The sequence below is a fragment of the Streptomyces sp. NPDC088733 genome, from assembly GCF_044751185.1.
Classification (GTDB): domain Bacteria; phylum Actinomycetota; class Actinomycetes; order Streptomycetales; family Streptomycetaceae; genus Actinacidiphila.
Genome location: NZ_JBIVLH010000014.1, coordinates 73,268 through 99,592, shown reverse-complemented (window position 1 = coordinate 99,592; position 26,325 = coordinate 73,268). Strand labels below are relative to the sequence as shown.

Annotated in this window: 24 protein-coding genes; 17 read left to right on the top strand and 7 right to left on the bottom strand. The window is 70.7% G+C overall.

Annotation, left to right across the window (positions count from 1 at the left end; genetic code table 11):
• Positions 1-149: 149 nt before the first annotated feature.
• Together ACIP64_RS25195 and ACIP64_RS25190 are read left to right on the top strand one after the other, a co-directional pair.
• The gene (locus tag ACIP64_RS25195) at positions 150-635 is read left to right on the top strand and encodes a VOC family protein (RefSeq protein ID WP_401590866.1); all 486 of its coding nucleotides are present in this window, start codon (positions 150-152) and stop codon (positions 633-635) included.
• A 91-nt stretch (positions 636-726) separates the two neighbouring features.
• Positions 727-1,158 carry a hypothetical protein gene (locus ACIP64_RS25190; RefSeq protein ID WP_401590863.1) on the top strand — a complete coding sequence of 144 codons (432 nt, stop codon included), beginning with the start codon at positions 727-729 and terminating at the stop codon, positions 1,156-1,158.
• A gap of 25 nt (positions 1,159-1,183) precedes the next feature.
• Here ACIP64_RS25190 and ACIP64_RS25185 read toward each other — a convergent pair whose 3' ends face one another.
• Positions 1,184-1,594 (bottom strand): hypothetical protein, encoded by a 411-nt coding sequence (locus tag ACIP64_RS25185; RefSeq protein WP_401590861.1) that lies wholly within the window; start codon positions 1,592-1,594, stop codon positions 1,184-1,186.
• A 284-nt stretch (positions 1,595-1,878) separates the two neighbouring features.
• Here ACIP64_RS25185 and ACIP64_RS25180 point away from each other — a divergent pair, with 284 nt between their 5' ends.
• Positions 1,879-2,316 (top strand): GMC oxidoreductase, encoded by a 438-nt coding sequence (locus tag ACIP64_RS25180; RefSeq protein ID WP_401590858.1) that lies wholly within the window; start codon positions 1,879-1,881, stop codon positions 2,314-2,316.
• Between the two features lie 18 nt (positions 2,317-2,334).
• On the opposite strand, the gene ACIP64_RS25175 is transcribed toward ACIP64_RS25180, so the two are convergent.
• On the bottom strand, positions 2,335-2,556 hold the full coding sequence (locus tag ACIP64_RS25175; RefSeq protein WP_360908072.1) for a hypothetical protein: 222 nt from the start codon (positions 2,554-2,556) through the stop codon (positions 2,335-2,337).
• Between the two features lie 171 nt (positions 2,557-2,727).
• Complete coding sequence (locus ACIP64_RS25170; protein WP_401590854.1) at positions 2,728-3,924, bottom strand: ROK family transcriptional regulator; 1,197 nt, start codon at positions 3,922-3,924, stop codon at positions 2,728-2,730.
• 268 nt (positions 3,925-4,192) lie between these two features.
• On the opposite strand from ACIP64_RS25170, the gene mmsA reads away from it, so the two are divergent.
• The 6 genes from mmsA (at position 4,193) to ACIP64_RS25140 (ending at position 12,998) form a co-directional block, all read left to right on the top strand.
• Entirely contained in the window at positions 4,193-5,740 is a 1,548-nt protein-coding gene (gene mmsA / locus ACIP64_RS25165; protein WP_401590851.1) for a multiple monosaccharide ABC transporter ATP-binding protein, read from the top strand.
• Positions 5,737-7,035, top strand: coding sequence for a multiple monosaccharide ABC transporter permease (gene mmsB / locus ACIP64_RS25160; protein ID WP_401590848.1), 1,299 nt, complete (start codon positions 5,737-5,739; stop codon positions 7,033-7,035). Before mmsA ends, mmsB begins: the two co-directional genes overlap by 4 nt.
• Before the next feature lie 80 nt (positions 7,036-7,115).
• Positions 7,116-8,231, top strand: a complete 1,116-nt coding sequence (locus ACIP64_RS25155; RefSeq protein ID WP_401590845.1) for a substrate-binding domain-containing protein — start codon at positions 7,116-7,118, stop codon at positions 8,229-8,231.
• 110 nt (positions 8,232-8,341) lie between these two features.
• Complete coding sequence (locus ACIP64_RS25150; protein ID WP_401590843.1) at positions 8,342-8,725, top strand: VOC family protein; 384 nt, start codon at positions 8,342-8,344, stop codon at positions 8,723-8,725.
• Positions 8,726-8,858: 133 nt separating this feature from the next.
• Complete coding sequence (locus tag ACIP64_RS25145) at positions 8,859-9,287, top strand: pyridoxamine 5'-phosphate oxidase family protein (protein ID WP_401590840.1); 429 nt, start codon at positions 8,859-8,861, stop codon at positions 9,285-9,287.
• A 231-nt stretch (positions 9,288-9,518) separates the two neighbouring features.
• A complete protein-coding gene (locus ACIP64_RS25140) occupies positions 9,519-12,998 on the top strand; it encodes a phosphodiester glycosidase family protein (protein WP_401590837.1) in 3,480 nt (1,159 codons plus the stop codon).
• An 87-nt stretch (positions 12,999-13,085) separates the two neighbouring features.
• Here ACIP64_RS25140 and ACIP64_RS25135 read toward each other — a convergent pair whose 3' ends face one another.
• Together ACIP64_RS25135 and alsS are read right to left on the bottom strand one after the other, a co-directional pair.
• Entirely contained in the window at positions 13,086-14,141 is a 1,056-nt protein-coding gene (locus tag ACIP64_RS25135) for an NAD(P)/FAD-dependent oxidoreductase (protein WP_401590835.1), read from the bottom strand.
• Between the two features lie 83 nt (positions 14,142-14,224).
• A complete protein-coding gene (gene alsS, locus ACIP64_RS25130; protein ID WP_401590832.1) occupies positions 14,225-15,910 on the bottom strand; it encodes an acetolactate synthase AlsS in 1,686 nt (561 codons plus the stop codon).
• Positions 15,911-16,161: 251 nt separating this feature from the next.
• On the opposite strand from alsS, the gene ACIP64_RS25125 reads away from it, so the two are divergent.
• The 5 genes from ACIP64_RS25125 (at position 16,162) to ACIP64_RS25105 (ending at position 22,046) form a co-directional block, all read left to right on the top strand.
• Entirely contained in the window at positions 16,162-16,791 is a 630-nt protein-coding gene (locus tag ACIP64_RS25125; protein WP_401590830.1) for an SMI1/KNR4 family protein, read from the top strand.
• Positions 16,792-16,952: 161 nt separating this feature from the next.
• Complete coding sequence (locus ACIP64_RS25120) at positions 16,953-17,516, top strand: GNAT family N-acetyltransferase (RefSeq protein ID WP_401590827.1); 564 nt, start codon at positions 16,953-16,955, stop codon at positions 17,514-17,516.
• Between the two features lie 139 nt (positions 17,517-17,655).
• Positions 17,656-18,492, top strand: a complete 837-nt coding sequence (locus ACIP64_RS25115) for a fumarylacetoacetate hydrolase family protein (RefSeq protein ID WP_401590824.1) — start codon at positions 17,656-17,658, stop codon at positions 18,490-18,492.
• Positions 18,467-19,195 (top strand): YoaK family protein, encoded by a 729-nt coding sequence (locus ACIP64_RS25110; RefSeq protein WP_401590822.1) that lies wholly within the window; start codon positions 18,467-18,469, stop codon positions 19,193-19,195. Before ACIP64_RS25115 ends, ACIP64_RS25110 begins: the two co-directional genes overlap by 26 nt.
• A gap of 109 nt (positions 19,196-19,304) precedes the next feature.
• Entirely contained in the window at positions 19,305-22,046 is a 2,742-nt protein-coding gene (locus ACIP64_RS25105) for an AAA family ATPase (RefSeq protein WP_401590820.1), read from the top strand.
• Here the strand turns inward: ACIP64_RS25105 and ACIP64_RS25100 are convergent.
• Positions 22,043-23,344: an amidohydrolase family protein gene (locus ACIP64_RS25100; RefSeq protein WP_401590817.1), complete on the bottom strand. Its 1,302-nt coding sequence runs from the start codon at positions 23,342-23,344 to the stop codon at positions 22,043-22,045. The two genes, ACIP64_RS25105 and ACIP64_RS25100, sit on opposite strands and share 4 nt — an antisense overlap.
• A 108-nt stretch (positions 23,345-23,452) precedes the next feature.
• A complete protein-coding gene (locus tag ACIP64_RS25095) occupies positions 23,453-24,304 on the bottom strand; it encodes a LysR family transcriptional regulator (RefSeq protein ID WP_401590815.1) in 852 nt (283 codons plus the stop codon).
• Between the two features lie 160 nt (positions 24,305-24,464).
• Between ACIP64_RS25095 and ACIP64_RS25090 the strand changes: the two genes are divergently transcribed.
• From ACIP64_RS25090 to ACIP64_RS25080, 3 genes are all read left to right on the top strand, one after another.
• The gene (locus ACIP64_RS25090) at positions 24,465-24,824 is read left to right on the top strand and encodes a DoxX family protein (protein ID WP_401590812.1); all 360 of its coding nucleotides are present in this window, start codon (positions 24,465-24,467) and stop codon (positions 24,822-24,824) included.
• Positions 24,825-25,046: 222 nt separating this feature from the next.
• Positions 25,047-25,589, top strand: coding sequence for an HAAS signaling domain-containing protein (locus ACIP64_RS25085; RefSeq protein WP_401590810.1), 543 nt, complete (start codon positions 25,047-25,049; stop codon positions 25,587-25,589).
• Between the two features lie 216 nt (positions 25,590-25,805).
• A complete protein-coding gene (locus ACIP64_RS25080; protein ID WP_401590807.1) occupies positions 25,806-26,312 on the top strand; it encodes a hypothetical protein in 507 nt (168 codons plus the stop codon).
• The last annotated feature ends 13 nt before the right edge of the window (positions 26,313-26,325 follow it).

Here is a 26,325-nt window from a genome sequence, read left to right as displayed (position 1 = left end):
GGGACGGCGTGGGACGGGTTCGACTGGCGACGCACCGAGCTGCGTCCTAGCGTGCCCCGGGCGACGGTTGACCTCAACCGGACTCGAGTTTTTAGCCTGCTTCGACAGCCGCAGGAACCGGCCTGCGCTGTCTTCCAGGAAGGTCCTTTGTGACCGAGCGCTCAGACGGCAATGAGATCCCCGACCGCTACCGCTACGCCGTGATCCCGCACATCATGGTCGACGACGCCGCCGCGGCCGTCGACTTCTACCAGCGGGCGTTCGGCGCCCGTGAGGACGTCCGGGTCGACGCCCCGGGCGGCGGGATCCTGCACGCCGAGATCAGCATCGGTCGGTCGGTACTGATGCTGGGGGATGCCAGTACGGAGGAGGCGGAGGGTGCCTCCTTCACCGCACCGACCGCCCTCAACGGGGCAACGACGGTCACGCTGCACGTCTTCGTAACGGACGTCGACAGCCTCGCGGAACGCGCCGAAGCCGCCGGTGCCGTGATCCTCCAGCCGCCGACGGACATGTTCCACGGCGACCGCACCGTCGTCCTCCAGGACCCCTCGGGGCACATCTGGGTCTTCCTCACCCACGTCGAGGACGTCTCGGAGGAGGAACTGCGCCGCCGTCTCGCCGCCGCGGTGTGACGCATCACGGGTCCCTGTCCGGTGCTTCCCGCCGGGCAGGGGCGGTACCTTACGGAGCGTCAAAACCAGTGTCCGCGGCTAGGGTTCGGGCATGCCCCTGAGCCGCCTCATCCTGTCGTCCGGCCGGTCGATCGACCTCTCCGAGCTGCGGATCTCCGCAACCTACGACGGCCTGCTGGAGGGCCAACCGTCGCAGCATGTCAACGACTTCATCGTCAGCAGCCGCCTGCGTGTGGCCAAGGAGGCGTGTCCGGGGCGTCCCGTCCATCTGATCACCCCCGAACGCACCTACCCCGACACGCCCGTGCATCTGAGGCACCCGCTCGAACGGCTTCCCGCCGTCGTCTGCATCGGCGCCTTCGACTCGAGCGAGATCGACCCCGCCCACGACAACGGCTGGTACTCGTCCGCCCTCACGGTCGTCTGGTTCCAGGACACCACGGAAATCCCCTCCGGCAAGAACGCGCACCCGCAACTCCTGCGCCTTCCCTGGGACGAATTGGCCGAGGACTTCGAAGCCTGACACGATCGTGGTACGAGGGCTTGTTCTACAGGCCGACGCTCGTCACGAAGTCGGAGAAGGCAGGTGCGACGACCCGCCATTGGCACCGATCAGGATTCGTCCAGAAGTCACTGCCGACGACGCGCGGGTTCGAGTGGTCGGTACGGTAGTCGAGCGCCAAGGCGCCGTCGTCGCCGGGATTGCGGGTGATGGCGATCAGCACCGCCTGGTCGGCGTCGAGCCACGGCAGTTCGAGCGGGGCGGACGCATGGATTCCGCGCCCCACGCTGAAGTAGTCGGAGTGCGGATCGTCGGCGAGCAGGTCCAGGAATTGGGACGCGTACGTCATCTGCTCAGGGTTGCTCACGACGGCCAGCGAATCCTCGAACCACGGAACGGCCTTTGCCAGCACGGCATCGCCTGGGCTGCGCCACAGGTCGCAATCGATGAGAGACATCAGGAGTGCGGGCAGAGCAAGTCCGCGGACTGTCGCCGTCCCGGTAGGCCCCGACGTCACCACGGGACAGCACCACACTTTCGTTCAGTGAAGGCTTTCGGGCCCCCGGCGATTGGAAGGTACATTACGGAACATGTCGCTCCGCCCGAACGGGCGACAATAGCGGGAAGCTGTCGCCTCTCCCGCACGGGAGTCCGGCCGGATCCCGCGGCAGTGTCGCACATACCGGAGACCGAACAGATTGCGCGGCCGGGTCTGCCCCGTCCCGCGACGAAGGCCCCGGCGTGGTCGGGAATGTCGCGCTGCTCGCTCCCGAGAGCCGTGGGACCGTGCACGTGACCACGAGCGATCCCGATGTCCCGCCCTCGATCGACCCCGGCTGCCTGCGGGAGCCGGCCGACCGGCACGCCCTGGTCGCGGGCCTGCGCCGGCTCAAGGACATCTTCGAGACGCCCGCGATGCGGGCCCTGCTGGGCCCTTGTGCCCGGCCCGCTCCGGAGGAATGGGCGGACGACCGCGCGCTGCTGGAGTTCGCCACCCGCAACGCCGACCCGTACTGGCACCTGACCGGTACCGCGCGCATGGGCGCGAACGAACTGTCCGTCGCCGATGCCTCGGTGATGCCCACCGTCCCACGGGCCAATACCCAGGCCACGACGATCGCTGTCGCCGAACGAGCCGCCGACCTGCTCACGCGCACATGGCGCGCAGCCCAGGAGTAGCCGTGCGGCGCGCGCCCGTCACAGGGAGGTCATGATGCGCACCACGGCCTTGTCTCGGGCGTGTCCTTCGAGTGCGGCCCACTCGGCGACGTCCAGGGGCCACCACTTGTCCTCGTAGCCGATGACGACGTGGCGGCCGTCCTGCCGGACGGTGTGCCGGGGGTCGCCGGGAGCGGCGCTCGCGGCGACGACGGCCGCGGCGGAGGCGGCACTGCGGCACTTGAGTCGGGTCTCGGGCATGTCAGCGCTCCTGCGTCAGCCGTGTGCGACCGGCGCCGGTGGCCGGTCTGGCGCAAGAGAGTAGCCGCACTGGTGATCGTCTCGCTCCGAAAGCGCGTCTCCGACACAATCCGACCGTCCCCGACGTGAACCGACCGCCGATGCACGCGCGGCGGCACAGCCAGGCCGCCGTCACGCTGAGACGAGCTCCGACAGTTGCGGTGAGTACGCCGCGTGCAGGACCAGCGCGGCGCTGCCGACGACGGCGGCGTCCGTGCCCAGTGCGGAGGCGGCGACCTCCACGACGCGGATGTGCCGGGCGAGCGGCCGAGCGGCCAGGACGGAGGCAACGGCCTCGACGTAGCGCGACTCCACGTGCTGGATGCCCTGGCCGCCGAGGATGATGAGGTCGACGTCGATGAAGTTGGCGATGCTCACGGCGACCGAGGCGACGTGCCGCGCGGCCTCGTCGACGACGGCGGTCGCGACGGGGTCGCCGGCTCCCGCCGCGCGCTGGATCGCGGCGTGGTCCACCTGGGCCGGGTCCTGGTCGAACAAGCGCGCCAGCGCGCTGCCGCCGGTTCCGGACCGTGCGGCGAGTCTTCGGTGCGTCTCCGCGACGATCGCCGACGGGTTCACCAGACGTTCCAGGCAGCCCCGGTTGCCGCAGTAGCACTCGGGGCCGTCCGACAGGACGGTGGAGTGCCCGAACTCGCCCGCGTTGCGCGAACCGCCCCGGTACACCTGGTGGTTGAGGATCAGTCCGCCGCCGATGCCGGTGCCGAAGAAGAGGTAGGCGACGTTGGCGACGCCCTTGGCCCGGCCGGCCCAGCGCTCGCCGACGGCCGCGGCGGTGGCGTCGTTGTCGAGCGTCACCGGCAGGCCGGTGGCGTCGCCGAGCATCTGCTGAAGGGGCACCCGGGTCCAGTGCGCGAGCTGCGGCGGGGCGACGATCACGCCGGACTGCTGGTCGATGGGCCCGGGGGTGACCAGGCCGAGCCCGAGGACCTTGTCACGCGGCACCCCCGCCTTCGCGAGCACGTCGGCGACCAGTTCGGCCATGGCCGCCACCACGTGCGACGGATCGGTGCCGGGCGGGGTGGGGCGCCGTTTGACCACCAGCGGCCGGCCGAGCAGGTCGACGACGGAGCAGGTGAGTTCGAGCGGGTCGAGCACCAGCCCGACCGCGCTGCCGGCATCGGCGTTGACCCGCAGCGTGGTCCGCGGTTTGCCGCCGCCGGCGACCCGGCTGGCGCCGTCCTCGCGCACGATCTGCTCGTCGAGCAGGCGGCGCACGATGCCCGAGACGGTCTGCGGGGTGAGCCCGGTCCGCTGGGCGATCTCCACCCGGCTGATGCCGTCGGCGAGTTGGATCTGATCCAGGACCACCGCTCGGTTGTAGCGTCCGACCTTGGGAAGGTTTGTCCCTGCCTGCCGCACACGAGTTCCTCTCTCGAAGAGCCGCAACAATCGTAGTGGTACGGGGCGTTGACTTAGTAAAACAAATGGATTTAAAGTCCGTGCCCAGCCGTAACCGGCTGGAAGTGAAGGCACAGCGCAGTGTCATCGGAGGCAACCTGATGTCCACGAAACGTCGTGTCCCAGGCGCGGCGGAGCCACGCGACCGTGACGGTGCCCGCCGTACGGAGCTCCGCGCATGATCACGGACCGGATCCTGCTGGAGATGCGTTCCATCACCAAGACGTTCCCCGGCGTGACGGCCCTGGAGGACGTCAACCTGGTGGTGAGGGAAGGCGAGATCCACGCCATCTGCGGCGAGAACGGCGCCGGCAAGTCCACTTTGGTGAAGGTGCTCAGCGGGGTGCACCCGCACGGGACGTACGCGGGCGAGATCGTCTACCGGGGCGAGGCGGTCCGGTTCCCCGACATCCGGGCCAGCGAGCAGGCCGGCATCGTCATCATCCACCAGGAACTGGCGCTCGTGCCCGGCATGTCGATCACCGAGAACATCTTCCTCGGCAACGAACCGCGGCGGCGCGGCGGGATCGACTGGAAGGCCGCGCAGCGCCGGGCCCTGGAGCTGATGCAGCAGGTGGGTCTGCGGGAGGACCCGGACACGCTGGTCAAGGACATCGGTGTCGGCAAGCAGCAACTGGTCGAGATCGCCAAGGCCTTCGCCAAGGACGTGAAACTGCTCATCCTCGACGAGCCGACCGCGGCGCTCAACGAAACGGACTCCCGGCATCTGCTCGACCTGCTGCGCGGGTTCCGTGAGCAGGGCATCACCTCGATCATGATCTCCCACAAGCTGAACGAGATCGAGGCGGTGGCCGACACCATCACCATCCTGCGCGACGGCCGGACGATCGAGAGCCTGGACGTCCAGGCCGACGGCGTCAACGAGGACCGCATCGTGCGCGGCATGGTCGGCCGCGAGCTCGACAGCCGCTTCCCCGACCACACGCCCGACATCGGCGAGGTGTTCTTCGAGGTCCGCGACTGGACGGTACGGCACCCGGCCTCCGACGAACGGCTCGTCTGCAAGGGGTCCAGCTTCACCGTGCGGCGCGGCGAGATCGTCGGCTTCGCCGGGCTCATGGGCGCCGGGCGCACCGAGCTGGCCATGAGCCTGTTCGGCCGTTCGTACGGCACGTTCCTGTCCGGCCAGGTCTTCAAGGACGGCAGGCAGATCCATCTGAAGTCGGTGTCGGACGCCATCCGGCACGGCCTGGCGTACGTCAGCGAGGACCGCAAGACGATCGGCCTCAACCTGCTGGACGACGTCAAGACCTCGATGGTGGCGGCCAAGCTCTCCAAGGTCGCCCGCCGCCAGGTCGTCGACCCGGTCCGCGAGCACCGGGTCGCCGAGGAGTACCGCCAGAGCCTGCGGATCAAGACCCCCAGCGTCGACGAGGAGGTCGTGAAGCTCTCGGGCGGCAACCAGCAGAAGGTCGTCCTGGCCAAGTGGATGTTCACCGACCCGGACCTGCTGATCCTCGACGAGCCCACGCGGGGCATCGACGTGGGTGCCAAGTACGAGATCTACGGGATCATCCAGCGGCTCGTCGGCCAGGGCAAGGGCGTCATCGTCATCTCCTCGGAGCTGCCCGAGCTCATCGGACTGTGCGACCGCATCTACACCGTCTTCGAAGGCGCCGTCACCGGTGAGGTGACGCGCCGTGACGCGAACCCGGAACGCCTCATGAAACAGATGACCTCTACGAAGAAGACGCCGAGCCCATGAGCCGTATCACAGACCTTCAGAAGAACCTCTTCGGAGGCACGACCTCCAACGCCCGCCAGTTCGGCATGATCGCCACGCTGGTCGCGATCGTGCTGCTCTTCCAGATCTGGACGGGAGGGCTGACGCTGACCTCCGGCAATCTCATCGCCGTGGTCAGCCAGTACTCGTACATCCTGATCCTGGCCATCGGCATGCTGATGGTGATCGTCGCCGGGCACATCGACCTGTCGGTCGGCTCGGTGGCGGCCTTCACCGGGATCGTCGTCGCCAAGGCGATGCAGGAGTACTCGATCCCCTGGCCCCTGGGCATCCTGCTCGGCCTGCTCGTCGGCGCGGCGATCGGTGCCTGGCAGGGCTTCTGGGTCGCCTATGTGGGGGTGCCGGCGTTCATCGTCACCCTGGCCGGGATGCTCCTGTTCCGCGGCGGCAACCAGTTCATCGGCAACGCCGACACCGTGCCGGTCCCCGAGGGCTTCCGCGACATCGGCGCCGGGTTCCTGCCCGAGGTCGGGCCGGACACCGGCTACAACAACCTGACGCTGCTCCTCGGCCTGGCCGCCTGCGTGGGTGTGGTGTGGCGCGAGTGGCGGTCGCGGCAGACCCGCCGCGCGATGCACGCGGACGCCGCTCCGCTGTGGGTGACGGGGATACGGCTCGCCGTGATGCTCACCATCGTCATCTTCGCGACGCTGCGCTTCGCCGGCGGCCGGATCGGCACCAGCCTGCCCATCTCGGGCATCATCCTGATCGCCCTGGTGCTCGCGTACTCCTACTACACGCGCAACACGATCGGCGGCCGGCACATCTACGCCGTCGGCGGCAATTCGCGTGCGGCGGAACTGTCGGGCGTGAAGCTGCGGCGGGTCAACTTCCTCGTCATGACCAACATGTCCGTCCTGGCCGCGCTCGCCGGCATGATCTTCGTGGCGCGCTCGGCGGCGTCCGGTCCGCAGGACGGTCTGAGCTGGGAACTCGACGCCATCGCGGCCGTCTTCATCGGCGGCGCGGCGGTCACCGGAGGCCTCGGCACCATCAGCGGCTCCATCGTCGGCGGCCTCGTGATGGCGCTGCTCAACAACGGCCTCCAACTGGAGGGCGTCGGCTCGGACATGGTCCAGATCATCAAGGGCCTGGTGCTCCTCCTCGCCGTCGCCTTCGACGTCTACAGCAAGAGCCAGGGACGCTTCTCCATCATCGGGACGCTCACGCGCCCCTCGCGTTCCGGCGACACGAGCACGGCCGCCCAGTCGCCGAAGGCGGCCGCCGGTCCCGACAAGACCTCGGTCGCAGGATGACCGACCGGACACAACAGCAAGGTGCCGCATCCGCGGGGTGCACGACTCTTCCCCCATCGTCAGGAAAGGCTCATCCCACCATGCGTACAACCATCACCAGAGGTATCGCCGCGATCGGCGCCACCACGCTTCTGTTCCTGGGCACGGCCTGCTCCAACGACCGCGAGGGCTCCACGTCCGCCAAGGCCAGTGGTGAGGCCACGGCGGGGTTCGCGCAGGACTCGCTCGTCGGTGTCGCCCTCCCCTCGAAGACCTCGGAGAACTGGGTGCTCGCCGGCGACCTGTTCACCAACGGCCTCAAGGACGCGGGCTTCAAGGCCGACGTCCAGTACGCGGGTGCCTCCACCACCGTCGCGGACCAGCAGGCGCAGATCTCCTCGATGGTCACCAAGGGCGCGAAGGTGATCGTCATCGGCGCGACCGACGCCTCGCAGCTCTCCACCCAGGTCGAGCAGGCCCGGCAGGCCGGGGCCACCGTCATCGCCTACGACCGGCTCATCACGAACACCCCGGACGTCGACTACTACATCGCGTTCGACAACTTCAAGGTCGGCCAGTTGCAGGGCCAGGCCCTCATCGACGGCATGAAGGCGAAGAAGCCGAAGGGCCCCTGGACGATCGAGCTCTTCTCCGGCTCGCCGGACGACAACAACTCCAAGGTCTTCTTCGACGGCGCGATGGACGTCCTCAAGCCACTGATCGACAAGAAAGACATCGTTGTCGGGTCGGGCCAGACCGACATCAAGCAGACCGCCATCCAGGGCTGGAAGGCGGAGAACGCCCAGTCGCGCATGGACTCCCTGCTGACGTCGACGTACAACGGCGGCAAGAAGCTGGACGGCGTCCTGTCCCCGAACGACACCCTCGCCCGCGCGATCATCACCTCGGTGCAGGGCTCCGGCAAGCCGGTCCCGGTCGTCACCGGCCAGGACTCCGAGGTCGAGTCGGTCAAGTCCATCATGGCCGGAGTGCAGTACTCGACCATCAACAAGGACACCCGCAAGCTCGTCGCGGAGACCGTCAAGATGGTCCAGTCGCTGCAGAAGGGTGAGAAGCCGCAGATCAACGACACGAAGTCGTACAACAACGGCACCAAGGTGGTTCCGGCCTACCTGCTCCCGCCGATCATCGTCACCAAGGAGAACGCGGCCGAGGCGTACGCCAACGACCCCAAGCTGTCGCCGCTGACGAAGTAGTCCGCACCACCGTGGGGGCGGGGCCGGACGCGGCCCCGCCCCCACCGTGTACGCGGGCGACAAGCGGAACCCGGTGGCGTCCGGAGCGGAAGTCGGGAAGGCTGACGTACATGGTCTCGGTGGTGCAGAACGTGGCGATCGACTGTGCGGACGCCTATGAACTGGCTCTGTTCTGGAGCAGGGTGACCGGCCGTCCGCTGCATCCGGAGGACGGACCGGGCCATCGGGAGACCCAGGTCCTGCTGCCGGAGGGCCCGGTGCTGTACTTCAACCAGGTGCCCGAGCCCAAGCGGATCAAGAACCGGATCCATCTGTGCCTGCGTCCCGAGACCTCGCGCGACCAGGAGGTGGAACGCCTGCTGGCGATCGGCGCCGCCTTCGTCGCCGACCACCGCAATCCCGACGGCTCCGGCTGGGCCGTCCTCGCCGACCCCGAGGGCAATGAGTTCTGCGTCCTGCGCAGCGAGTCCGACCGGGCCGCGACGGATTCCTGAGGGCTCGTACCACGATATTGGCGTCGGCGGTGCGGCCGAACGCTCCGCGAGACGGTGGAAGACCGCCGACTGCCGACGGAACTTACTTGCGCTGCCCACCCGAACACCCGGTGGCCGGGCCTACAGTCGGGGCATGGAACTGTCACGTGAGGAACGCGAGAGTTTTCTGGCCGAACCGCGCGTCGCCGCGCTGGGCGTCGCAGCCGGCGCCGACCGCGGGCCGCTGGTGATCCCGATCTGGTACGCCTATGAGCCCGGCCGGCTGCCGTGGATCCTCACCGGCGCGCGCTCCGCGAAGATGAAGCTGATCGGGGCGGCGGGCCGGTTCAGCCTGCTGGTCCAGCGGACGGAGCCGACGCCCCGGTACGTGTCGGTCGAAGGACCGGTCGCCGACATCACGGAAGGCACCACCGCCCTGCACCGCGAGATGGCCGCCCGGTACCTCTCGGGTGACGCGCTTGAGCGGTTCGTGGCCATGGCCGAGGCGGAACTCGCCGATCATGTCGTGGTCCGCATGAGGCCGCAGCGCTGGTTCACCGCCGATCTGGGCTCGTCGGCGTAGCTGCGTCCCGCCGGCTGCCACACACCGCATGACCACGCTTTCTGAGGGGACGTCACCCGGGGCCCGGGAGACACAAGGCCACAACCAGGGTTCATTGGGCGATCGCGAAGACGTCATGTGTATTCCGCACTGAAAATCTCTAATCGGATCTGTACCCATGATCGACATGGGTGCAGCGGAGGCGTGCCTCCGTGTCCCTTCCGACGCGAGGTTCCCATGAAATTGATGGTCGTGAACCAACGGCGCTCGAGGTCTCTGCTCGTGGTGCTCGCCACGGCGACCGCGCTGGCGGCCGCACCGGCCGTGGCGTACGCGGACAGCACCGTGCCCGCGCCCGTCACCGGCGGCATCCCGCTGATCAACACGTCCGAGAAGATCGGCCCGGGGATCAACCTGCAGCACGTGCAGGCGCTCGACCAGAAGGGCTGGTACGACGCGCGGTTCCTGACGGTGGACCTGTCCAACAGCGCGGTCGACACGGACCTGCTGACCGCCGGACCGGTCGCGTCCGGCGGAGCGCTCACCGTGGCCGCCGACAAGGCGGGTGCCGTCGCGGGCGTCAACGGCGACTTCTACGACCTGGGCAACTCGACCGCGGCGCACGGTGCCGAGATCCAGAACGGGAAGCTGCTCAAGACCTCCAACCTCGGCGGCCCGGAGGCCGCCCAGGCGCAGCCGCACGTCGGCGTCAGCAAGGACGGCATCGCGCAGCTCGTGAACGCGATGGTCAACGCGTCCGCGACCTTCGCGGGCACGGACCACAAGCTGCTGTCGGTCAACGCCGCGGACCCCGAGCCGCACCCGGTTCCGGCCGACGGCATGGTCGCGTTCACCTCCACGTGGGGCACTTACAGCCGCAACCGCCCGTTCATCGGCGTGGACAGCGACCTCGCCGAGGTCCTCGTCCAGAATGACAAGGTTGTCAAGGTCACTCCGAACGGTCCCGCGGGCTCGGGAACGATCCCGGACGACGGCTTCTACCTGGTCGGACGCGACGCCTCGGCGGCCGCGATCCGCGCGCTGCAGCCCGGTGACCCGGTGAAGCTCAACTGGGAGCTGGCCGACCCGGTCGCCAAGACCATGAAGTTCGCGCTCGGCCACGGCGGCAATGCCGAGGGCATCATCGTCTCCAACGGCAAGCCCCGCGCCAACCTGGACACCTCGATCTCCCCGCGCACCTCCTTCGGTTTCAAGGACGGCGGGCACACGCTCGTGCTCGGCGAGTGGAACGGCCCCGGCGGCACCGGCAAGGGCGGCGTCGGGCTCGACAAGATGGCCCACGACATGGCCGCACTGGGTGTGCAGACCGCGGTCGTCCTCGACAGCGGCGGCTCCAGCGAGATGGTCGCCCGCCCGCTCGGCGAGGACCACGTGACCATTCGCAACACCCCGTCCGACGGCCAGGAGCGCAGCAACACCAACGGCGTCGGCGTGTTCGTGACGAAGGGCGACGGCAAGCTGAACCAGCTGCTCGTCAAGCCCGCGCCCGGCCAGACCGCGGCCGACGGTGAGGTGAAGGTCTTCCCCGGCCTGCACCGCACGCTCACCGCGGTCGGCGTCGACAACCACCAGACGCCGGTGACGGTCGACCCGTCCTCCGTGCAGTGGTCCGCACGCGAGGCGTCCGTCGACGGCGCCACGGTCACGGGCCCCCAGGCACACGGCCCGGTGACCATCGACGCGAAGTCCGGCAACGTCCAGGGGCACGCGACGGTCTCCGTCCTCGGCCCGCTGGCGAGCGTGGAGCCCTCCTCCCAGCTGCTGTCGATCGCCTCCCCCACCCCCGCCGACGCGACCACCGTCTCCGTGACCGGCCGCGACGCCGAGGGCTACACGGCCCCGATCGACCCGCAGGACCTCTCGCTCGACTACGACCACGACGTGGTCGACATCAAGTTCGTCGACGGCAAGCTGCGGATCACCCCGCTGGCCAACGCGAGCACGATCCTGAAGATCTCGGCCGGCGGCCAGACCGCCCAGCTGCCGATCACCATCGGTGTGCAGACCAAGACGGTCTACGACTTCGACGACGACGTGCTGGCCCGCTGGCGCAACAACAGCACCGCGGCCACGACGTTCTCGAAGGCCCCCGAGGGCCTGCGGATCGACTTCAACGCCATGCGCAACGTGGGCATCAGCACCACGACGCGCATCCCCGTGGAGGGCCAGCCGCTGCGTCTGCGGGTACGCATCAAATCCAGCATCAGCGTGCCCAACGGCCTGACGTACATGAACTACACCGACTCGTCGGGCAAGAGCGTCGGCATCTACGGCACCGGACTGGCCGCGAGCAGCGACTGGCAGTACGCGACGTTCCAGGTCCCCGCCGGTACGAAGTTCCCGATCTCGATCTCGAGCTTCCAGGGCATCAACACCAGCGTGGCGCAGCAGAAGGCGGGCTCGTTCGTCCTGGACCGGATCGAGGCGGACGTCCCGACCTCGATGGACCTGCCCGCGCAGCCGGACCTGAAGCCGGACCCGCTGGTCTCGGACGACGGTTCGCTCCTCAAGGGCAGCAGCACCTGGCAGTTCGCGACCCTGTCCGATGTGCAGTTCACCGCCGACAGCCCGGCGCTGACGCAGGTGGCCACCGCCGCGATCCACAAGATCCGCGCGACCCACCCGGACCTGCTGGTCCTCAACGGCGACATCACCGACCGCGGTCTGCCGCAGGACCTCAAGCTGGCCCACCAGGTCCTCACCGACGCCGGCTGCGACCTGATCCCGGTCGGCCAGGAGCCCGCCGCGGACAGCACCCCGGACCCGGCCGCCGGGTCGATCCCCTGCTACTACGTGCCGGGCAACCACGAGTCCTACGGCCTGAACAACGTCCAGTCGGACCTGACGAACTTCACCGCCGAGTTCGGCAAGCCCTACCGCACGTTCGACCACAAGGGCACCCGCTTCGTCCTGCTCGCCAGCTCGCTGGGCTCGCTGCGCAGCACCGCCTGGGACCAGCTCCCCATGCTCCAGCAGGCCCTGGCCGACGCGAAGGACGACAAGTCCATCGACAACGTGGCGGTGTTCGCCCACCACCCGGTGGACGACCCGGCGGAGACCAAGTCCAGCCAGCTCGGTGACCGCGACGAGGTCGCGCTCGTGGAGAACCTGCTGACCGACTTCCGTGACGACTCCGGCAAGGGCGCCGTCATGGTCGGCTCGCACGCGCAGATCGCCAACGTCCACCACGTCGAGGGCGTCCCCTACATGGTCCTGCCGTCCTCCGGCAAGGACCCCTACGGCACCCCGGACCGCGGTGGCTTCACCGGCTGGGTCGACTGGTCCGTCGACTCGCACCGCAACGCGCGCCAGCAGTGGATCCAGGCCGACGTGCGCGCCTTCGCCCAGTCCACCACCCTCAACACCCCCGACACCGTGCAGGCCGGGACGACCGCGCAGATCTCCGGCAGCATCGTGCAGCCGCAGGGCGTGGCGACCGGCTCGCGTGTCGTGCCGCTGCGCTACCCGATGTCGGTGAACTGGACCGGTTCGTCGAACCTGGCCGTCGGCACCGGCCAGGACGCGGTCGACGACGCCCGCCGCAAGGGCAAGACCGCCATCCTCGACCCGCAGACCCGCATCCTCACCGCACTCAACCCCGGCACCGTGACCGTCACGGTGACCAACGACTCGATGCGTCCCTACACCGACGACGCGTCGCTCGCGCCGATCACGACCTCCAAGACCATCCAGGTCCTGCCGCAGGGCTGACCCGCACCCGGGTGACCCACGCAACCGCGTGACCGCGTGACCGCGTGACCGAGGGCGAGCACACACCACGTGCTCGCCCTCGGTGCTTCACGCCTTCGGCGGCAGGTCCAGCCCGTGTGCCCGGACGCCGAGGACCCGCCGTGACACCTCGGCCTCCATCGGCCCGCTGAACACGTCCGCGGCACCGACCTCGCGGGCCCGGGCGGCGGCGCGGGCGTCGGCCGCCAGCAGGTCCATGACGACGGCTGCCGCTGCTGTCGTCCCGGCCGCCGCGGCTGCCGGAACGCCCGCCATCAGGTCGCTGACGTTCCCCGCGGCCCACACCCCGTCGACGCCGGTGAAGCCGAGGGCGTCCACGGTGAGCTGCTCCCCGAAGCCTGCGGGATGCTCGCGCACGGCGAGCCCGAGGTCGCCGAGAAAGGACGCCCGCGCCGTGAAGCGCGGGGCGACCACGAGCAGACGGACGGGCACCACGTGTCCGGACGCCAGGCGCACCCCGGCCAGCCGGTCCGCGTCGTCGATCTCCAGTCCGGCAACGTCGCCCTCGACCACGCCGACCCCCAGGCCGGCGAGCTGCTCCCACTGATCGGGCGTCAGGTCGGCTCCCTCGTGCGGGAACAGTGTCACGTCCTGCGACAACTGCCGGAACATCAGGGCCTGGTGAAAATTCCCCAGTACCCCGATCGCGCTGTCCCGCGCCTCCCAGCCGTGGCAGAACACGCAGTGCACCACGTCCCTGCCCCACCGCTCCCCCAGCCCCGGCACGTCCGGCAGCTCGTCGACGAGGCCCGAGGCCACCAGCAGCCGCCGCGCCACCACCCGGCGTCCGTCCCCGCACACCACCGTCAAGCGGCCGCCGTCGCGATGGATCGCCGCGACGCTGCCGGGGACGACGCGACCGCCGTAGGACGCGATCTCCTCCCGCCCCTTGCGCAGCAGCTCCAGCGGGGCGATGCCGTCGCGTCCCAGCAGGCCGTGCGCGGCGGCGGCCGGGGCGTTGCGGGGCTCGCCCGCGTCGATCACCAGCACCGACCGCCGTACCCGTGCCAGGGTCAGCGCGGCGGACAGACCCGCGGCGCCACCCCCGACGACCACGACGTCCCACACGCCACCCGATATCTCCATGCTGCTCTTCTCGTCCATGCCCGCACGATCGCCCGGCCCGTGGGCGTCCGGCAAAGTTTCCTGCCGTTTCGGCAAAAAGCGCCTCCGGCCGCCGGGGCCGTCTATTCCAGGACGCCGTCGTGGAGCCGGGCGAACAGTTCGGCGTTGCGGGTGTAGTCGACCCGGACGTCGATGACCGTGACTCCTGGTGCGCAGAGGGTGTCCGGGGCGAGGGATGTGCGCAGTTCGGTCTCGAAGGCGTCCATGGTGTCGGCCCGTACTCCCCGCGCGCCGAACGCTCCTGCGTACTGGGCGACGTCGTAGTCGCCCAGCCGGACGCCCGAGGTCCTGCCGTACTTGAGAAGTTCCTGGAAGGCCACCATGTCGTAGCCGTTGTCCCGCATGATCACATGCGTGAAGCGCAGGCCGAGCCGGGTGGCGGTCTCCAACTCCTGTGCGCTGAAGAGGAATCCGCCGTCCCCGGACACCGACACGATCTGTGTTCCCGGCCGCAGCAGCGCGGCGGTCATCGCCCACGGCAGAGCGACGCCCAGTGTCTGCTGGCCGTTGGAGAACAGCACGTGCCGCGGCTGGTAGCCGCGGAAGTGGCGGGCCATGTAGATGCAGTGCGAGCCGACGTCCGACACCACGGTCGCGGCGTCGTTCACCGCGTCGCGGATCGCCAGGACGACCGCGGCGGGGTTGAGGCCGGCAGCGGTGGGCGGGGCCGACCGGGCTTCCTCGTCGACGCGGGCCAGCTCGGCACGCTGCTCGGCCAGCGCGGCACGGGCCTCGTCCCCCACATCGAGCCCGGACAACTGCCCGGTCAGCTCGCCGACCGTCGCGGCCACGTCCCCGCGCAGTTCGAGCGCGGGCTGGTAGCGGTTGTCGAGGGCGGCGGGCATCGTGTCGATGTGGACGAGCGGACGGTCGGGGTCGGTGTTCCACAGGCCCGGGTCGTACTCGACGGGATCGAACCCGACGGTGATCAGGACGTCGGCGTGCGCGACGAGCACGTCCCCCGGCTGGTTGCGGAAGAGGCCGACCCGGCCGGCGTACTGCTCCTCCAGTTCGCGCGGAACGACGCCGGCGGCCTGGAAGGTCTCCACCACGGGCAGCCCCGTCGCGGCGATCAGGTCGCGCAGCGCCGCGCACGCCTCGGGATCGGCACCGCGCAGCCCGACCAGCAGCACGGGCCGCCGTGCGGCGCGGATCATCTGGGCGGCCCGGTGGACGGACGCGGCCGGCGCGGGACCCAGGACGGGGGGCCTGGGGGGCCGGACGACGGCCGTGGCGGTGGGGGCGCCGACGATGTCGGCGGGCAGCACCACGGCGGCGGCGCCGCGGGGCTCGGTGACCGCGGCCCGCAGGGCGTTGGCGACGGCCTCGGGGACGTTGTCGGCGTCGTTGACCTCGCCGGCCCAGGTGGTGACCGGCCGCAGCGCGGCCACCGCGTCCATCGACTGGTGGGTCCGCTTGAGCCGGTCCCGGCGGGGCACGGCCCCGCACAGCGCGACCATCGGGTACTGCTCGGTCGTCGCGGTGACCAGCCCGGTCATCAGGTTGGTGGTGCCGGGACCCGAAGTGACCAGGGCCGCACCGGGCGTACCGGTCAGCAGCCCGACGGCGGCCGCCATCAGGGCCGCGTTCTGCTCGTGGCGGCACACCACCAGCTCGGGACCGCCGTCTACCAGGGCGTCGTAGACGGCGTCGATCTTGGCCCCGGGGACGCCGAAGACGTAGGGCACCCCGTACTGCGACAGGGTCTCGACCACGCGCTGGGCCGAGCGGACGGACACGTTCGTCATGGCTCTCGCCACCTTTTCCGCGGTGTGGGGCGCGGCGCGGTCGTCCGGCGCCGGACCACTGCTCACGGTAGGCACGCGGCGCCCCCTCTCGGCACCACGTGAACGCGTAGTCCCTTCACGCGCGGGACGGGCGTCGGACCCGAGTGTCGGCGGCGGCCGGTAGTGTCGGGCGCCATGACCGACTGGACCGGGGTAGCGAGCGGGTTCTGGCACTGGCCCCGGCGCCGGGCAGCGACAGGGTGTTCGGCGCAATGGGGCACGGCTTCGCGCTCGATGCCCCCATGGCGGCCGCCGAGGTGGCGGATCTCGAGGCATGGCTGGGCGTTGAGCTGCCCGACGACTACCGCTCGTTCCTGCTGCATGTCGGAGCGGGCGGTGCGGGCCCGGCCTACGGCGTCTTTCCGGTGCGGCGGGAGGATTCCGGGTGCTGGCGGTGGAGCGGCGACGCCCCCGAGGAGGTCGAGCCGAGCGAGCTCGCCGAGCTGTTCCCGGGAGGGGCGGATCCGGCGGCGGCGACAAGGATCCTGGCCGAGCAGCCGTCGCCGGAGGCGTTCGACGACCTCGCGGACCTCGACGCGGCCTTGGAGGTGTGGGAGGAGCGTCTGGCGGAGGTCCAGTACGATCCGCGCTTCACCGCCGGGGCGCTCTGCCTGTGCGACGAAGGCTGCGGCCTGACGGTATGGCTGGTCGTGACGGGCCCGGAGCGCGGACGCATGTGGCGTGACCCGCGCAGCGACGGCATGGATCTGCATCCGCTGCGGGACGCCGAAGGCTCTCCTGTGGACTTCGCTTCCTGGTACCTCGGGTGGCTCACGGCCGCCGAGGCCACGTGCGGCCTCGTCCCGGAGACCGGACACGCCGGCCTGGGGCAGCCCGCCTGACCCGCGGTGTGCGCGTGGGTGGCATCCCCGGCGAATTGCGATTGCGCGGCCAACAACCCGTGATCTAGAACGGCGTTGTTGCCCAGGACACGTCGTTGAGGGCTTCGCCGACCGGTCACTCGGGCCGGCGGGGCGCCCCTCGGGAGAGGACCACCTGATCGATGCCCACGATCTCGCTGCCCATCACCACCGAACGGCTTCATCTGCGTCTGTTCACCCCGGACGACCTCGACGACCTGCACGCGTATCAAGGCCTCCCCGACGTCGCCCGCTATCTCTACCGGCAGCCGCTCACCCGTGAACAGTGCGTGGAGAGCCTCACGCGGCGCGCGGCCGGCTCGGCGTGGGCCGAGGACGGTGACGATCTGGTGGTCGCCGTCTGCCCGCTCGACGAGGCAAAGGTGGTCGGCGAGGTCGTCCTGAAGCTGGCGAGTGCGCGGGCGCGCCAGGCCGAGATCGGCTGGGTCTTCAACCCGGCCTTTTCTGGGCGGGGTTACGCGACCGAGGCGGCGCGTGCGACGGCCGGCCTGGCTTTCGCCGAGTTGGACGTCCACCGGCTCTTCGCCCGGCTCGACGTGCTCAACACCGGGTCGGTGGGTGTGTGCGAGCGGCTCGGTATGCGCCGGGAGGCGCACCTTGTCGAGAACGACCTCGACGAGGGGCGCTGGGGCAGCGAGTACGTCTACGCGACGCTCGCCCGCGAGTGGCGGGCCGATCGGGGCTGATCAGCCGGCACACGTGCGCAGGGGACCGACTACGTGTTTACGTGGTGCCGCCGGGCGGCGGCACGTGCCTACGGTGGCGACAGCAACTCAGTGCGGCCGCACTCTCTCGTACCGGACACGCACGCAGAGGAGCGGATCCATGCGTATCGCCAACCTTTCCGGCCGTGCCGTCCTGCTGGACGGTGCCGGCGCCACGGACATCGCCACCGCCAGCGGGGGCCGTTTCGGCCCGGGCCCGCAGAGCCTGTACGACGACTGGGAGGCGTTCTCCGGCTGGGCCAGGGACGCCGGCACCGCGCCGGCCGCCGTCCCCTGCGCCTCCCGGGACCTGGGCGCGCCCGTCCCGGAACCCGTCCAGGCGGTGGCCATCGGCCTGAACTACCAGGGGCACCGCGAGGAGACCCATCTCGCCGAAGTGCACGACCCGGACGTGTTCACCAAGTTCCGCTCGTGCTTCACCGGTCCGGAGGGCCCGGTCGCGCTGCCGGAGGGCACGATCGACTGGGAGGCCGAACTCGTTGTCGTCATGGGGCGGGAGGCCCGGCACGTGTCGCCGGACGACGCGTGGTCGTACGTGGCCGGACTGACCGCGGGCCAGGACCTGTCCGAACGCACGCTGCAGTTCGCCGGGCCGTCCCCGCAGTGGTCGATCGCCAAGTCCCACCCGGACTTCGGCCCCATGGGCCCCGCCGTGGTCACCCTGGACGAGTTCTCCGACCCCGACGATCTGGAGATCGGCTGCCAGGTCAACGGGGACATCCGGCAGAAGGCCCGCACCAGCGACATGATCTTCAGCGTGCCCGCGCTGCTGGCCTTCGTCACCGGCATCATGCCGCTGCACCCCGGCGACCTCATCTGGACCGGCACTCCCCCCGGCGTCGGCTACGGTCGCCGGCCCCAGGTCTTCCTGCAGTCCGGGGACCGGCTCGACACCTGGATCGAGGGCATCGGTGAACTCCATCAGACCTTCACCTGACGCGGACTCGGCGAAGCTCCGCGCCCGTCCAGCGCAGGTCAACACGGCCGGCGGCCCCCGCACAGAGGCGGCGCACCTGGCACCCGTGCTGCTGCTCGTCCTCACCGTGCTGAGCGGGATGATCGACGCCGTGAGCGTCATCGCGCTGGGACACGTCTTCGTGGCCAACATGACGGGCAACCTCGTCTTCGTCAGCCTGGGCCTGGCAGGCGTGTCCGGTTTCTCCCTCCGCACGTCGCTGGTCGCCCTGGGCGGATTCGTCGCCGGCGTCCTTCTGTGCCGCGCGACCGTCGGCGGGCTGCACCCGCCCGCAGCACTGATCCGGGCCGGTGCGGTCTGCGAGACGGCGCTCCTCGGCACGGCGGCGGGGCTGGCCGGGTGGGGTGCACCGCACGGTGTGCTCGTCGCCGTCTGCGCCGTCGCGCTGGGCCTGCAGAACGGGATGGCCGGGCGGCTGCGCGTCAGCGGCCTGACCACCACCGTCATGACCCGCACCCTGGTCGGCCTGATCGGCGGCGTCGGCAGGCACCCGTCACCGCTCGCCGTGCGCCAGGTGCTGAGCGTCCTGGCCCTGATCGCCGGGGCCGTCGCCGGCGCTCTCGTCGTCCTGCACTCGGGCCCCGCGGTCGGCATCGCGGCAGCCGCGGGCTGCGCGCTGTTCGTCGCGGCGGTGGCGGCGGTGGCGGCCGTCTCCGGACGCTGAACGGGGCTCCGTCCGCAATCCCGTCGCCCTTCCGCATACCAGAAGTACGCTTCCGCACCCGGCGGCCCATGGGAAGGCAAGTACCGATCGGGGCGGGTAAATTGGGATCATGCTGACGCCGGGGCGTCCCGCGGTGTTTCTGGGTCGGCGTGCCGAATGTGCGCTGTTCGATCGATGGCAGGACACGGTCCGTTCCGGACGCGGCGGCGCGCTCGTCGTCCGCGGGGAACCCGGCATCGGGAAGTCCGCGCTGCTCGACCACGTCGTCGCGACGGCGGCCGGCTTCCGTGTCGTACGGGCCGCGGCGGTCGAGGCGGAAACGGATCTGCCCTTCGGGGTGCTGCATCAGGTGTGCACACCGGCGCTCGCCGCGCTCGAGCATCTCCCGAAACCGCAGCAGGACGCCCTGGCCGTCGCCTTCGGGCTGCGGGCAGGGGCGGTGCCCGACCGCTTCATGGTCGGACTGGCCGTGCTCGGCCTGCTGTCCGAGACGGCCGGCAGCCAGCCGCTCATCTGCGTGATCGACGACGCCCAGTGGCTCGACCCGGGTTCCGCCCAGGCTCTGGCGTTCGTGGCGCACCACATCGGGGCGGAACCGCTGGGCCTCGTGTTCGCCACCCGTCGTACCGGGGACGGGCTGCGTGGTGTGCCGGAGCTGGCGCTGACCGGGCTCGGCCCCGGCGATGCCCGCGCCCTGCTGCACTCGGCTCTGCACGTACCGCTGGACGAGGCGGTGGCCGAGCGGATCGCGGTGGAGGCCCGGGGCAATCCGCTGGCCCTGCTCGAACTGCCGCGGACCATGACCGCCACCGCGTTCGCGGGCGGGTTCGACCCCTGGGACACCGAGGCGCTGCCCGGCCGCATCGAGGACAGCTTCCGCAGCCGGGTCCTCCGCCTGCCGCCGGACACCCGCACATTGCTGCTGGTGGCCGCGGCGGAGCCGACAGGCGACTCCGCGCTCCTGTGGCGGGCGGCCGGGCAACTGGCGATCGGGACCGCGGCCGCGGTGCCGGCCGAGGCCGACGGGCTGCTGTCGATCAGCACCCAGGTCGTCTTCCGCCACCCTTTGGTACGGTCGGCCGTCTACCGGGCGGCGACACCGGCGCAGCGCCGGGCGGTGCACCGGGCGCTGGCCGACGTCACCAGTCCCGCCGATCCCGACCGGCGCGCCTGGCACCGGGCGCAGGCCGCCACCGGCTTCGACGAGGCAGCCGCGGCGGAGTTGGAACGGTCGGCCCACCGGGCCCAGGCACGTGGCGGGATCGCCGCCGCGGCGGCGTTCATGGAACGATCGGCGGCGCTGAGCCCCGACCCCGCCGTCCGTGCGGAGCGGGCCCTGGCCGCGGCGCGCGCCAAGCAGCAGGCGGGCGCGTACGACAGTGCCCTGCACCTTCTCAGCCTCGCCGAGCGAGGACCCGCCGACGATCTGCGGGCCGCCGGCAGTCAACTGCTGCGCGGGCAGATCGCCTTCGCCCGCAGCTTCGGCAGCGGCGCCGCACCGGCGCTGCTCCGGGCGGCACGCCGCTTCGAGCCGATCGATGCGTCCCGGGCCAGGGATGTCCATCTGCAGGCCCTGGCCGCGGCGTTGCTGGCCGGCCGGCTGGGCGGGGACTGCGGGATCACCGAGGTCGCCCGAGCCGCCCGGCGGGCGGCCGCGGCGCCGGTCCCACGCGCGCCCGACCTGCTGCTGGACGGGCTGACGCTCCTCATCGCGCAGGGGCACGACGCCGGCGTGCCCGCACTGCGCACCGCTGTCGCGGCGTTCACCAGTGAGAACCTGACCTCCGAGGAGGAAATGCGCTGGCTGTGGCTGGCGGGCCACGCCGCCGGGCTGCTGTGGGACGACCACGCGTGGCAGGTGCTGGCCACACGGCTGCTGCGCTCCTGCGAGGAGCGCGGCGCGCTGAGCATCCTGCCGATGGCGGCGGCCACCCGCGCCGGACTGCACCTGCTCGCCGGCGAACTTCAGCAGGCCGCGTCGCTGGCGGAGACCGCCGCCGACGTCACCGCGATGACCGGAGCCGGCCTGGCCCCCTACGCCGAAGTGGGGCTCGCCGCCTTCCGCGGTCAGCAGGAGGCGGCGACAGCCGCGATCCGGACCGCGACCCGCGATGCGAGGGACCGCGGGGAAGGCGTGGCCCTGACGTTCCTGGAATGGGCCGCCGCCGTGCTCCACAACGGGACGGGCCGGTACGACCGGGCGCTCGAGTCCGCCCGGCAGGCCGGTGCCGAGGCCGGCGCGCAGCGGTTCGGCAACTGGGCCCTTGCCGAGCTCGTCGAGGCGGCCGTGCGCGCGGGGCAGCGCGACACGGCGCAGGAGGCGCTGCACGCGCTGTGCCGGACGACCCGTCCCTGCTCCACCGGTTGGGCCGCGGGGGTCGAGGCGCGCTGCCGGGCCCTGCTCGCCGCCGACCCGCAGGCCGATGAGCTGTACCGCACCGCCCTCGACCGGCTGCGGCAGACGGGTGTGCACGCCGAGCTGGCCCGTACGCATCTGCTGTACGGGGAGTGGCTGCGGCGCCGGCGCCGACTGGTCATGGCGCGGGAACAACTTCGGCAGGCCTACGAGATGTTCCTGCGCTTCGGCATGGACGGCTTCGCGGAGCGCAGCCGCAGTGAACTGTCGGCGGCGGGCGAGCGGACCCGTGCGCACCGGCCCGCGCCCGACGAACAACTCACCGCGCAGGAAAGGCGCGTGGCAGTCCTGGCCGCCGAAGGGGCCACCAACGCCGCTATTGCCTCACGGCTGTTCATCAGCGCCAGCACGGTGGACTACCACCTGCGCAAGGTGTTCCGGAAGCTCGATGTCACCACGCGCACCCAGCTCGCCCGGCGGCTCCCCACGTCCTAGGGTCGGCGGTCCATCGGGCCGGACCCGTAGCGGCGTTCACGGACGGCCGCGACGACCTCGGCCACCCGTGCGTCGAAGGCCGCGAGTTCCGCGGCCTCGGCCGCGTCGGCGACGAACACACGCCGCTCGCAGGGGACGCCCGCCCGCCAGATCCCTTCGACGGCCCGGGTCGCGGTGATGTCCGTCGTCGGGTCGCCGGACACGAGCACGAGGTCCGCGCGCCAACCGGGTGCGACGATCCCGCGGTCGGCGAGACGGAACACGCGTGCCGGGGCGGACGTCGCGGCGTGCAGCGCCTGAGCGGGCGTGAGGCCGCAGCGGACGAGCAGTTCGAGCTCACGGTGCAGACTCGCCCCGAACACGGTCCCCGGGTTGGGGGCGTCGGTGCCGGCCAGGATCGTGACACCCGCGTCGACCAGGCGGCCGACGTTCTCCTCCGCACGTGAGTACGGCGGCACCCCCCGCCCGCGTCCCGACGCGCCGGAGGCCAGCCGCCGCACTTGAGCGTCGCCGAGTGCCCCGGCGAGTCGCGGGTCCGCGGCCACAGCGGCCCCGCCCGGTTCGCCCAGGACGTTCTCGAGGGTCGCCAGCGTCGGGCCGACCGCGATCCCGGCGTCGGCGATCCGCTCGGCCAGGTCCCTGTCGAGTTCGCCGTCCACGGGCACATGCGCCAGGACGTCGACGCCCGCGGCGGCGACCTCGCGCATCCCGGCCACGGAGTGGATGTGCGCGACGACCACGAGCCCGCGGCGATGTGCCGCCCCGGTCAATGCGGTGATCGTCTCCAGGCCCAGGGACGGAGCCGCCCACGGACCCGCGGCGCCCGAGGGGCCGAAGATCTTCAGGTGGTCCGAGCCCTCGGCGACCCGGTCCGCGACGAACTGCTCGGCCTCCTCCGGGCCGGTCAGGGTCGGGAACGGGTCGTACATCATCGAGGGGTGCCCGCCCGGCGCGGTGGCGCCGATGCCCGCGGAGCGCACGTCGGCCACGTCCGGCCGGGCGCCGGCCTGCTGCTTGGCCGCGGCCATCACGTCGGCCTGGCTGAACATGTCCAGCGCGGTGGTCACACCGAAGGTCAGCCCCTGCGCCAGAGCGCCCGGCACCAGGTGGATGTGCGAGTCGATCAGCCCGGGCAGGACGGTGCCGCCCTTGGCGTCGATCACCTCGTCGCCGTCCCGGGCGGCGGGGCCGGTGGCGCAGTCGGTGATGACACCGTCGGCGAACCGGACGGACGTCCAGTCCCGCAGCCGGGTGCCGTCGAACACTCTCGCGTTGACGATCGCCGTTGCCTTGGGCACGAGCCCCTCCCGGACGGATGCGCTTGACGGTCAGGGGCGGGACGCTAGGGCGTCACGCAACGTGAGGTCAACTTTCCTCGGCCGTCCGCCGGCCCATCGGGCCGGCGCTCAGTGGCGGTACGCGGCTGTCGCGATCTCGGCGAAGGACCGGATCAACGGATTGGTGTCGCCTTCGTTCCACACCGCGACCACCCGGCTCGGCACCATGTCGGTCAGCGGCACCACGGCCAGCTCCGCGGGCAGGTCGTGTCCGAGCGGGGCGAGGCCGACCGTGCCGTTCCAGAGGACGGCTTGGAGGCATTCCTGGACGGCGCGCACAACGGGGCCCCGGCGGGGCCTGCCGCCGTTCCAGTACGCCTGCCAGAGGGGGTCGGTGCCCTGCGGGAACTGGAACCAGCGGCGGTCGCCCAGTTCCGCCAGCCGCAGCTCGGTGCGGCCGGCCAGCGGGTCGTCGGCGCGCAGGACCACGCCGACCGGATCCGCCCGCAGCGTACGCACCGTCAGGGCGCTCTCGTCGAAGGGCGCCCGGGTCAGGGCGATGTCGACCAGCCCGGCGCGCAGCCCGCACGTCGGGTCGGTCAGATCGGTGTCGCGGATGCGGATGTCGACGCCGGGGTGCCGCTGCCGGTAGGCGGCCGCCAGCCTGGTCATCCCCGGGTCGGTGCCGTCGCCCAGAATGCCGACGGTGACGGTGGCGACGCCGGCGGCCGCGCTCACGCGGACGCGGAGACGGTCGGCATGCTCCAGCAGGGCGCGCGCCTCGTCGAGCAGCACCGTGCCCACCGCGGTGAGCGTGACGCCGGCCGGCGAGCGGACGAAGAGCGGGGCCCCGACCTCGGCCTCCAACCGCTTGATCGCCCGGCTCAGCGGCGGCTGGCTCATGTGCAGTCGGGTGGCGGCCCGGCCGAAGTGGAGTTCCTCGGCGACCGTCACGAAGTAGCGCAGGGTACGAAGCTCCACGCTGGGATGATACCCACGAGGTATCGCAATCGCGGGACAGGTCTTGGACACCGGCAGGGTCTCGGCGGTGCACTCGTGGGCATGGCGCGAGAGGCCAACGTCGACGCGATGAGCCGCTACGCGACCGAACCTGCCTGAAGCCCGGCCGCGAACGGAGAACATGGACATCGCCTACTGGATCGTGGCGGGACTGCTCGCCTCGTTCTACCTCTACGCCGGCACCCTGAAGGTGCTCCGCGACCGCGATCGGCTCCGGCCCATGATGGCCTGGGTCGACCGCGTGCCCCTGCCCGTCGTCAGGACGCTCGGAACGCTCGAAGTACTCGGCGCGGCCGGCCTGGTCCTGCCGCCCCTGACCGGCATCGCGCCGTTCCTGGCAGGGGTCGCGGCCATCGGTTTCGTCCTCCTGCAGGCCGGTGCGATCGCCGTCCACCTGACGGGCGAGGACCGCCGGATCGCCCTCAACCTCGGGCTCACGGCCACCGCGGCCGTGGCCGTCTGGCTGTCGACCACGCTGTGATCGCACCAGAAGGACGTGCTTGACCGGGCAAGGACTTACCCGTACTTTCAATTCGCAAGCACACAGGGGACATCGCCGCAGGGTGGAGTACGGATCGCGGCGCGACACCGAGGTCGCCGATAAGGAGCCGCACGTCCGCGGCAACCGCTTCACCACCGATGGAACAACCAACTCACACCGTAGACCCGGAGATTCACCCTGCAGAACATCGAGCATCCGCTTGTGGTGGCCTACCTGGACGCTGTGGCACGCGAGGCCGCAGACCTGGTACCGGAGCGCCGCACCGCGCTGCTTGCCGATCTGACAGAGCGCCTGCAGATGGCTCTCGCCGAGCGTCCGGCCCGCAGTGACGCCGAGGTGGAGGCCGTGCTGGATCGCCTCGGCGACCCCCGCACCGTCGTGGCCGCGGCCCGGGACGGCGAGACGATCGCGCCGCCGCCCGTTACGTGGCACAGCCTCGCACCATTGATCTTGCTGCCGCTCGGTGGGCTACTTCTGGCCGTCACCCCCCTCCTGGGCGGCATCGTCATGATCGCGAGCGTCGTGCTGCTGTGGGGGGCACCTCATTGGGGCCGGCGCGACAAGATCATCGGCACTGCGGCGGCGCTTCTGGTCCCCGTGGGCGTCGCGTTCGTCGGCCTGGCCTTCGCTGCGACCGGGGGCCTCACCGAGCCGGTTCTGATCACCCTTGTCGCCGCCATAGCGCTTGTTGCGGCAGCCGCATCGCTGTACCTCTTCCGGGCCGGTCGCCGCATGCCGGTATAGCGGCGAGGGTTCTGGCCCTGTCGGCCCGGCACACCGGACACTTTTTGATTTCAATGGCAATAAGGTTCCGCGGGAATTCCCGGACGACCGGGGACGCGAGGGCATCTCTCCGAGAGATCGGGGCAATCGCGAAATTGCGTTGGACACCCGCCGGTGCACGGAGTGATTCTGTTCATCGGAATAGCTGGTCAAAACCGGGAACGAGGAGACACTGCCGTGACCACACCGAACGAGTCCACTCGCGGGTCGATCAACCAGGCACCGCATCTCGACTATTACCCGCACTGGCTCGACAACCTTGCCGACGACGTCATTCTTCAGGGCAATTTCGCCAATGGCGAAGTTCTCGGCAAGGAAAAGGTGGCAAAGCTGCTGGGCTTCGCGCGGAGCATCTACGCTTTCCAGGACTTCCGCTTCTACGGCCCGCGCGGCGAACTCTTCCTGGAGGACTACCGCTCCAGCATCCGCGGCAGCGAGGACTACCGCCCTGGCGGAATCGAAATCTACAACTTCGTCGTCGTGTATTTCAACGAGGCGGGCGAGACCAGTCAGCTCGTCATGAACCACCGGCCGCAGTCGGCCGCCCTGCTGTTCTCGTCCTTGCTGGCGAAGCACTTCGGTGACGAGTTCGGGCCGGACCTGTTCTACCAGGGCGACGTCGGTCAGCGGCTGCTCGATCACGACCTGTCCCGCGGTCAGTGGCCGCCGGCGTCGCCCCGTTGACCGTGCCGAATCG

Coding starts and splice junctions, on each gene's coding strand:
- ACIP64_RS25145 (WP_401590840.1), top strand. CDS start 8,859: ATGGAACTGTCACGTGAGGAACGCGAGAGTTTTCTGGCCGAACCGCGC.
- ACIP64_RS25105 (WP_401590820.1), top strand. CDS start 19,305: ATGCTGACGCCGGGGCGTCCCGCGGTGTTTCTGGGTCGGCGTGCCGAA.
- mmsA (WP_401590851.1), top strand. CDS start 4,193: ATGATCACGGACCGGATCCTGCTGGAGATGCGTTCCATCACCAAGACG.
- ACIP64_RS25190 (WP_401590863.1), top strand. CDS start 727: ATGCCCCTGAGCCGCCTCATCCTGTCGTCCGGCCGGTCGATCGACCTC.
- ACIP64_RS25135 (WP_401590835.1), bottom strand. CDS start 14,141: ATGGACGAGAAGAGCAGCATGGAGATATCGGGTGGCGTGTGGGACGTC.
- ACIP64_RS25185 (WP_401590861.1), bottom strand. CDS start 1,594: ATGTCTCTCATCGATTGCGACCTGTGGCGCAGCCCAGGCGATGCCGTG.
- ACIP64_RS25120 (WP_401590827.1), top strand. CDS start 16,953: ATGCCCACGATCTCGCTGCCCATCACCACCGAACGGCTTCATCTGCGT.
- ACIP64_RS25155 (WP_401590845.1), top strand. CDS start 7,116: ATGCGTACAACCATCACCAGAGGTATCGCCGCGATCGGCGCCACCACG.
- ACIP64_RS25115 (WP_401590824.1), top strand. CDS start 17,656: ATGCGTATCGCCAACCTTTCCGGCCGTGCCGTCCTGCTGGACGGTGCC.
- alsS (WP_401590832.1), bottom strand. CDS start 15,910: ATGACGAACGTGTCCGTCCGCTCGGCCCAGCGCGTGGTCGAGACCCTG.
- ACIP64_RS25125 (WP_401590830.1), top strand. CDS start 16,162: ATGGGGCACGGCTTCGCGCTCGATGCCCCCATGGCGGCCGCCGAGGTG.
- mmsB (WP_401590848.1), top strand. CDS start 5,737: ATGAGCCGTATCACAGACCTTCAGAAGAACCTCTTCGGAGGCACGACC.
- ACIP64_RS25150 (WP_401590843.1), top strand. CDS start 8,342: ATGGTCTCGGTGGTGCAGAACGTGGCGATCGACTGTGCGGACGCCTAT.
- ACIP64_RS25090 (WP_401590812.1), top strand. CDS start 24,465: ATGGACATCGCCTACTGGATCGTGGCGGGACTGCTCGCCTCGTTCTAC.
- ACIP64_RS25175 (WP_360908072.1), bottom strand. CDS start 2,556: ATGCCCGAGACCCGACTCAAGTGCCGCAGTGCCGCCTCCGCCGCGGCC.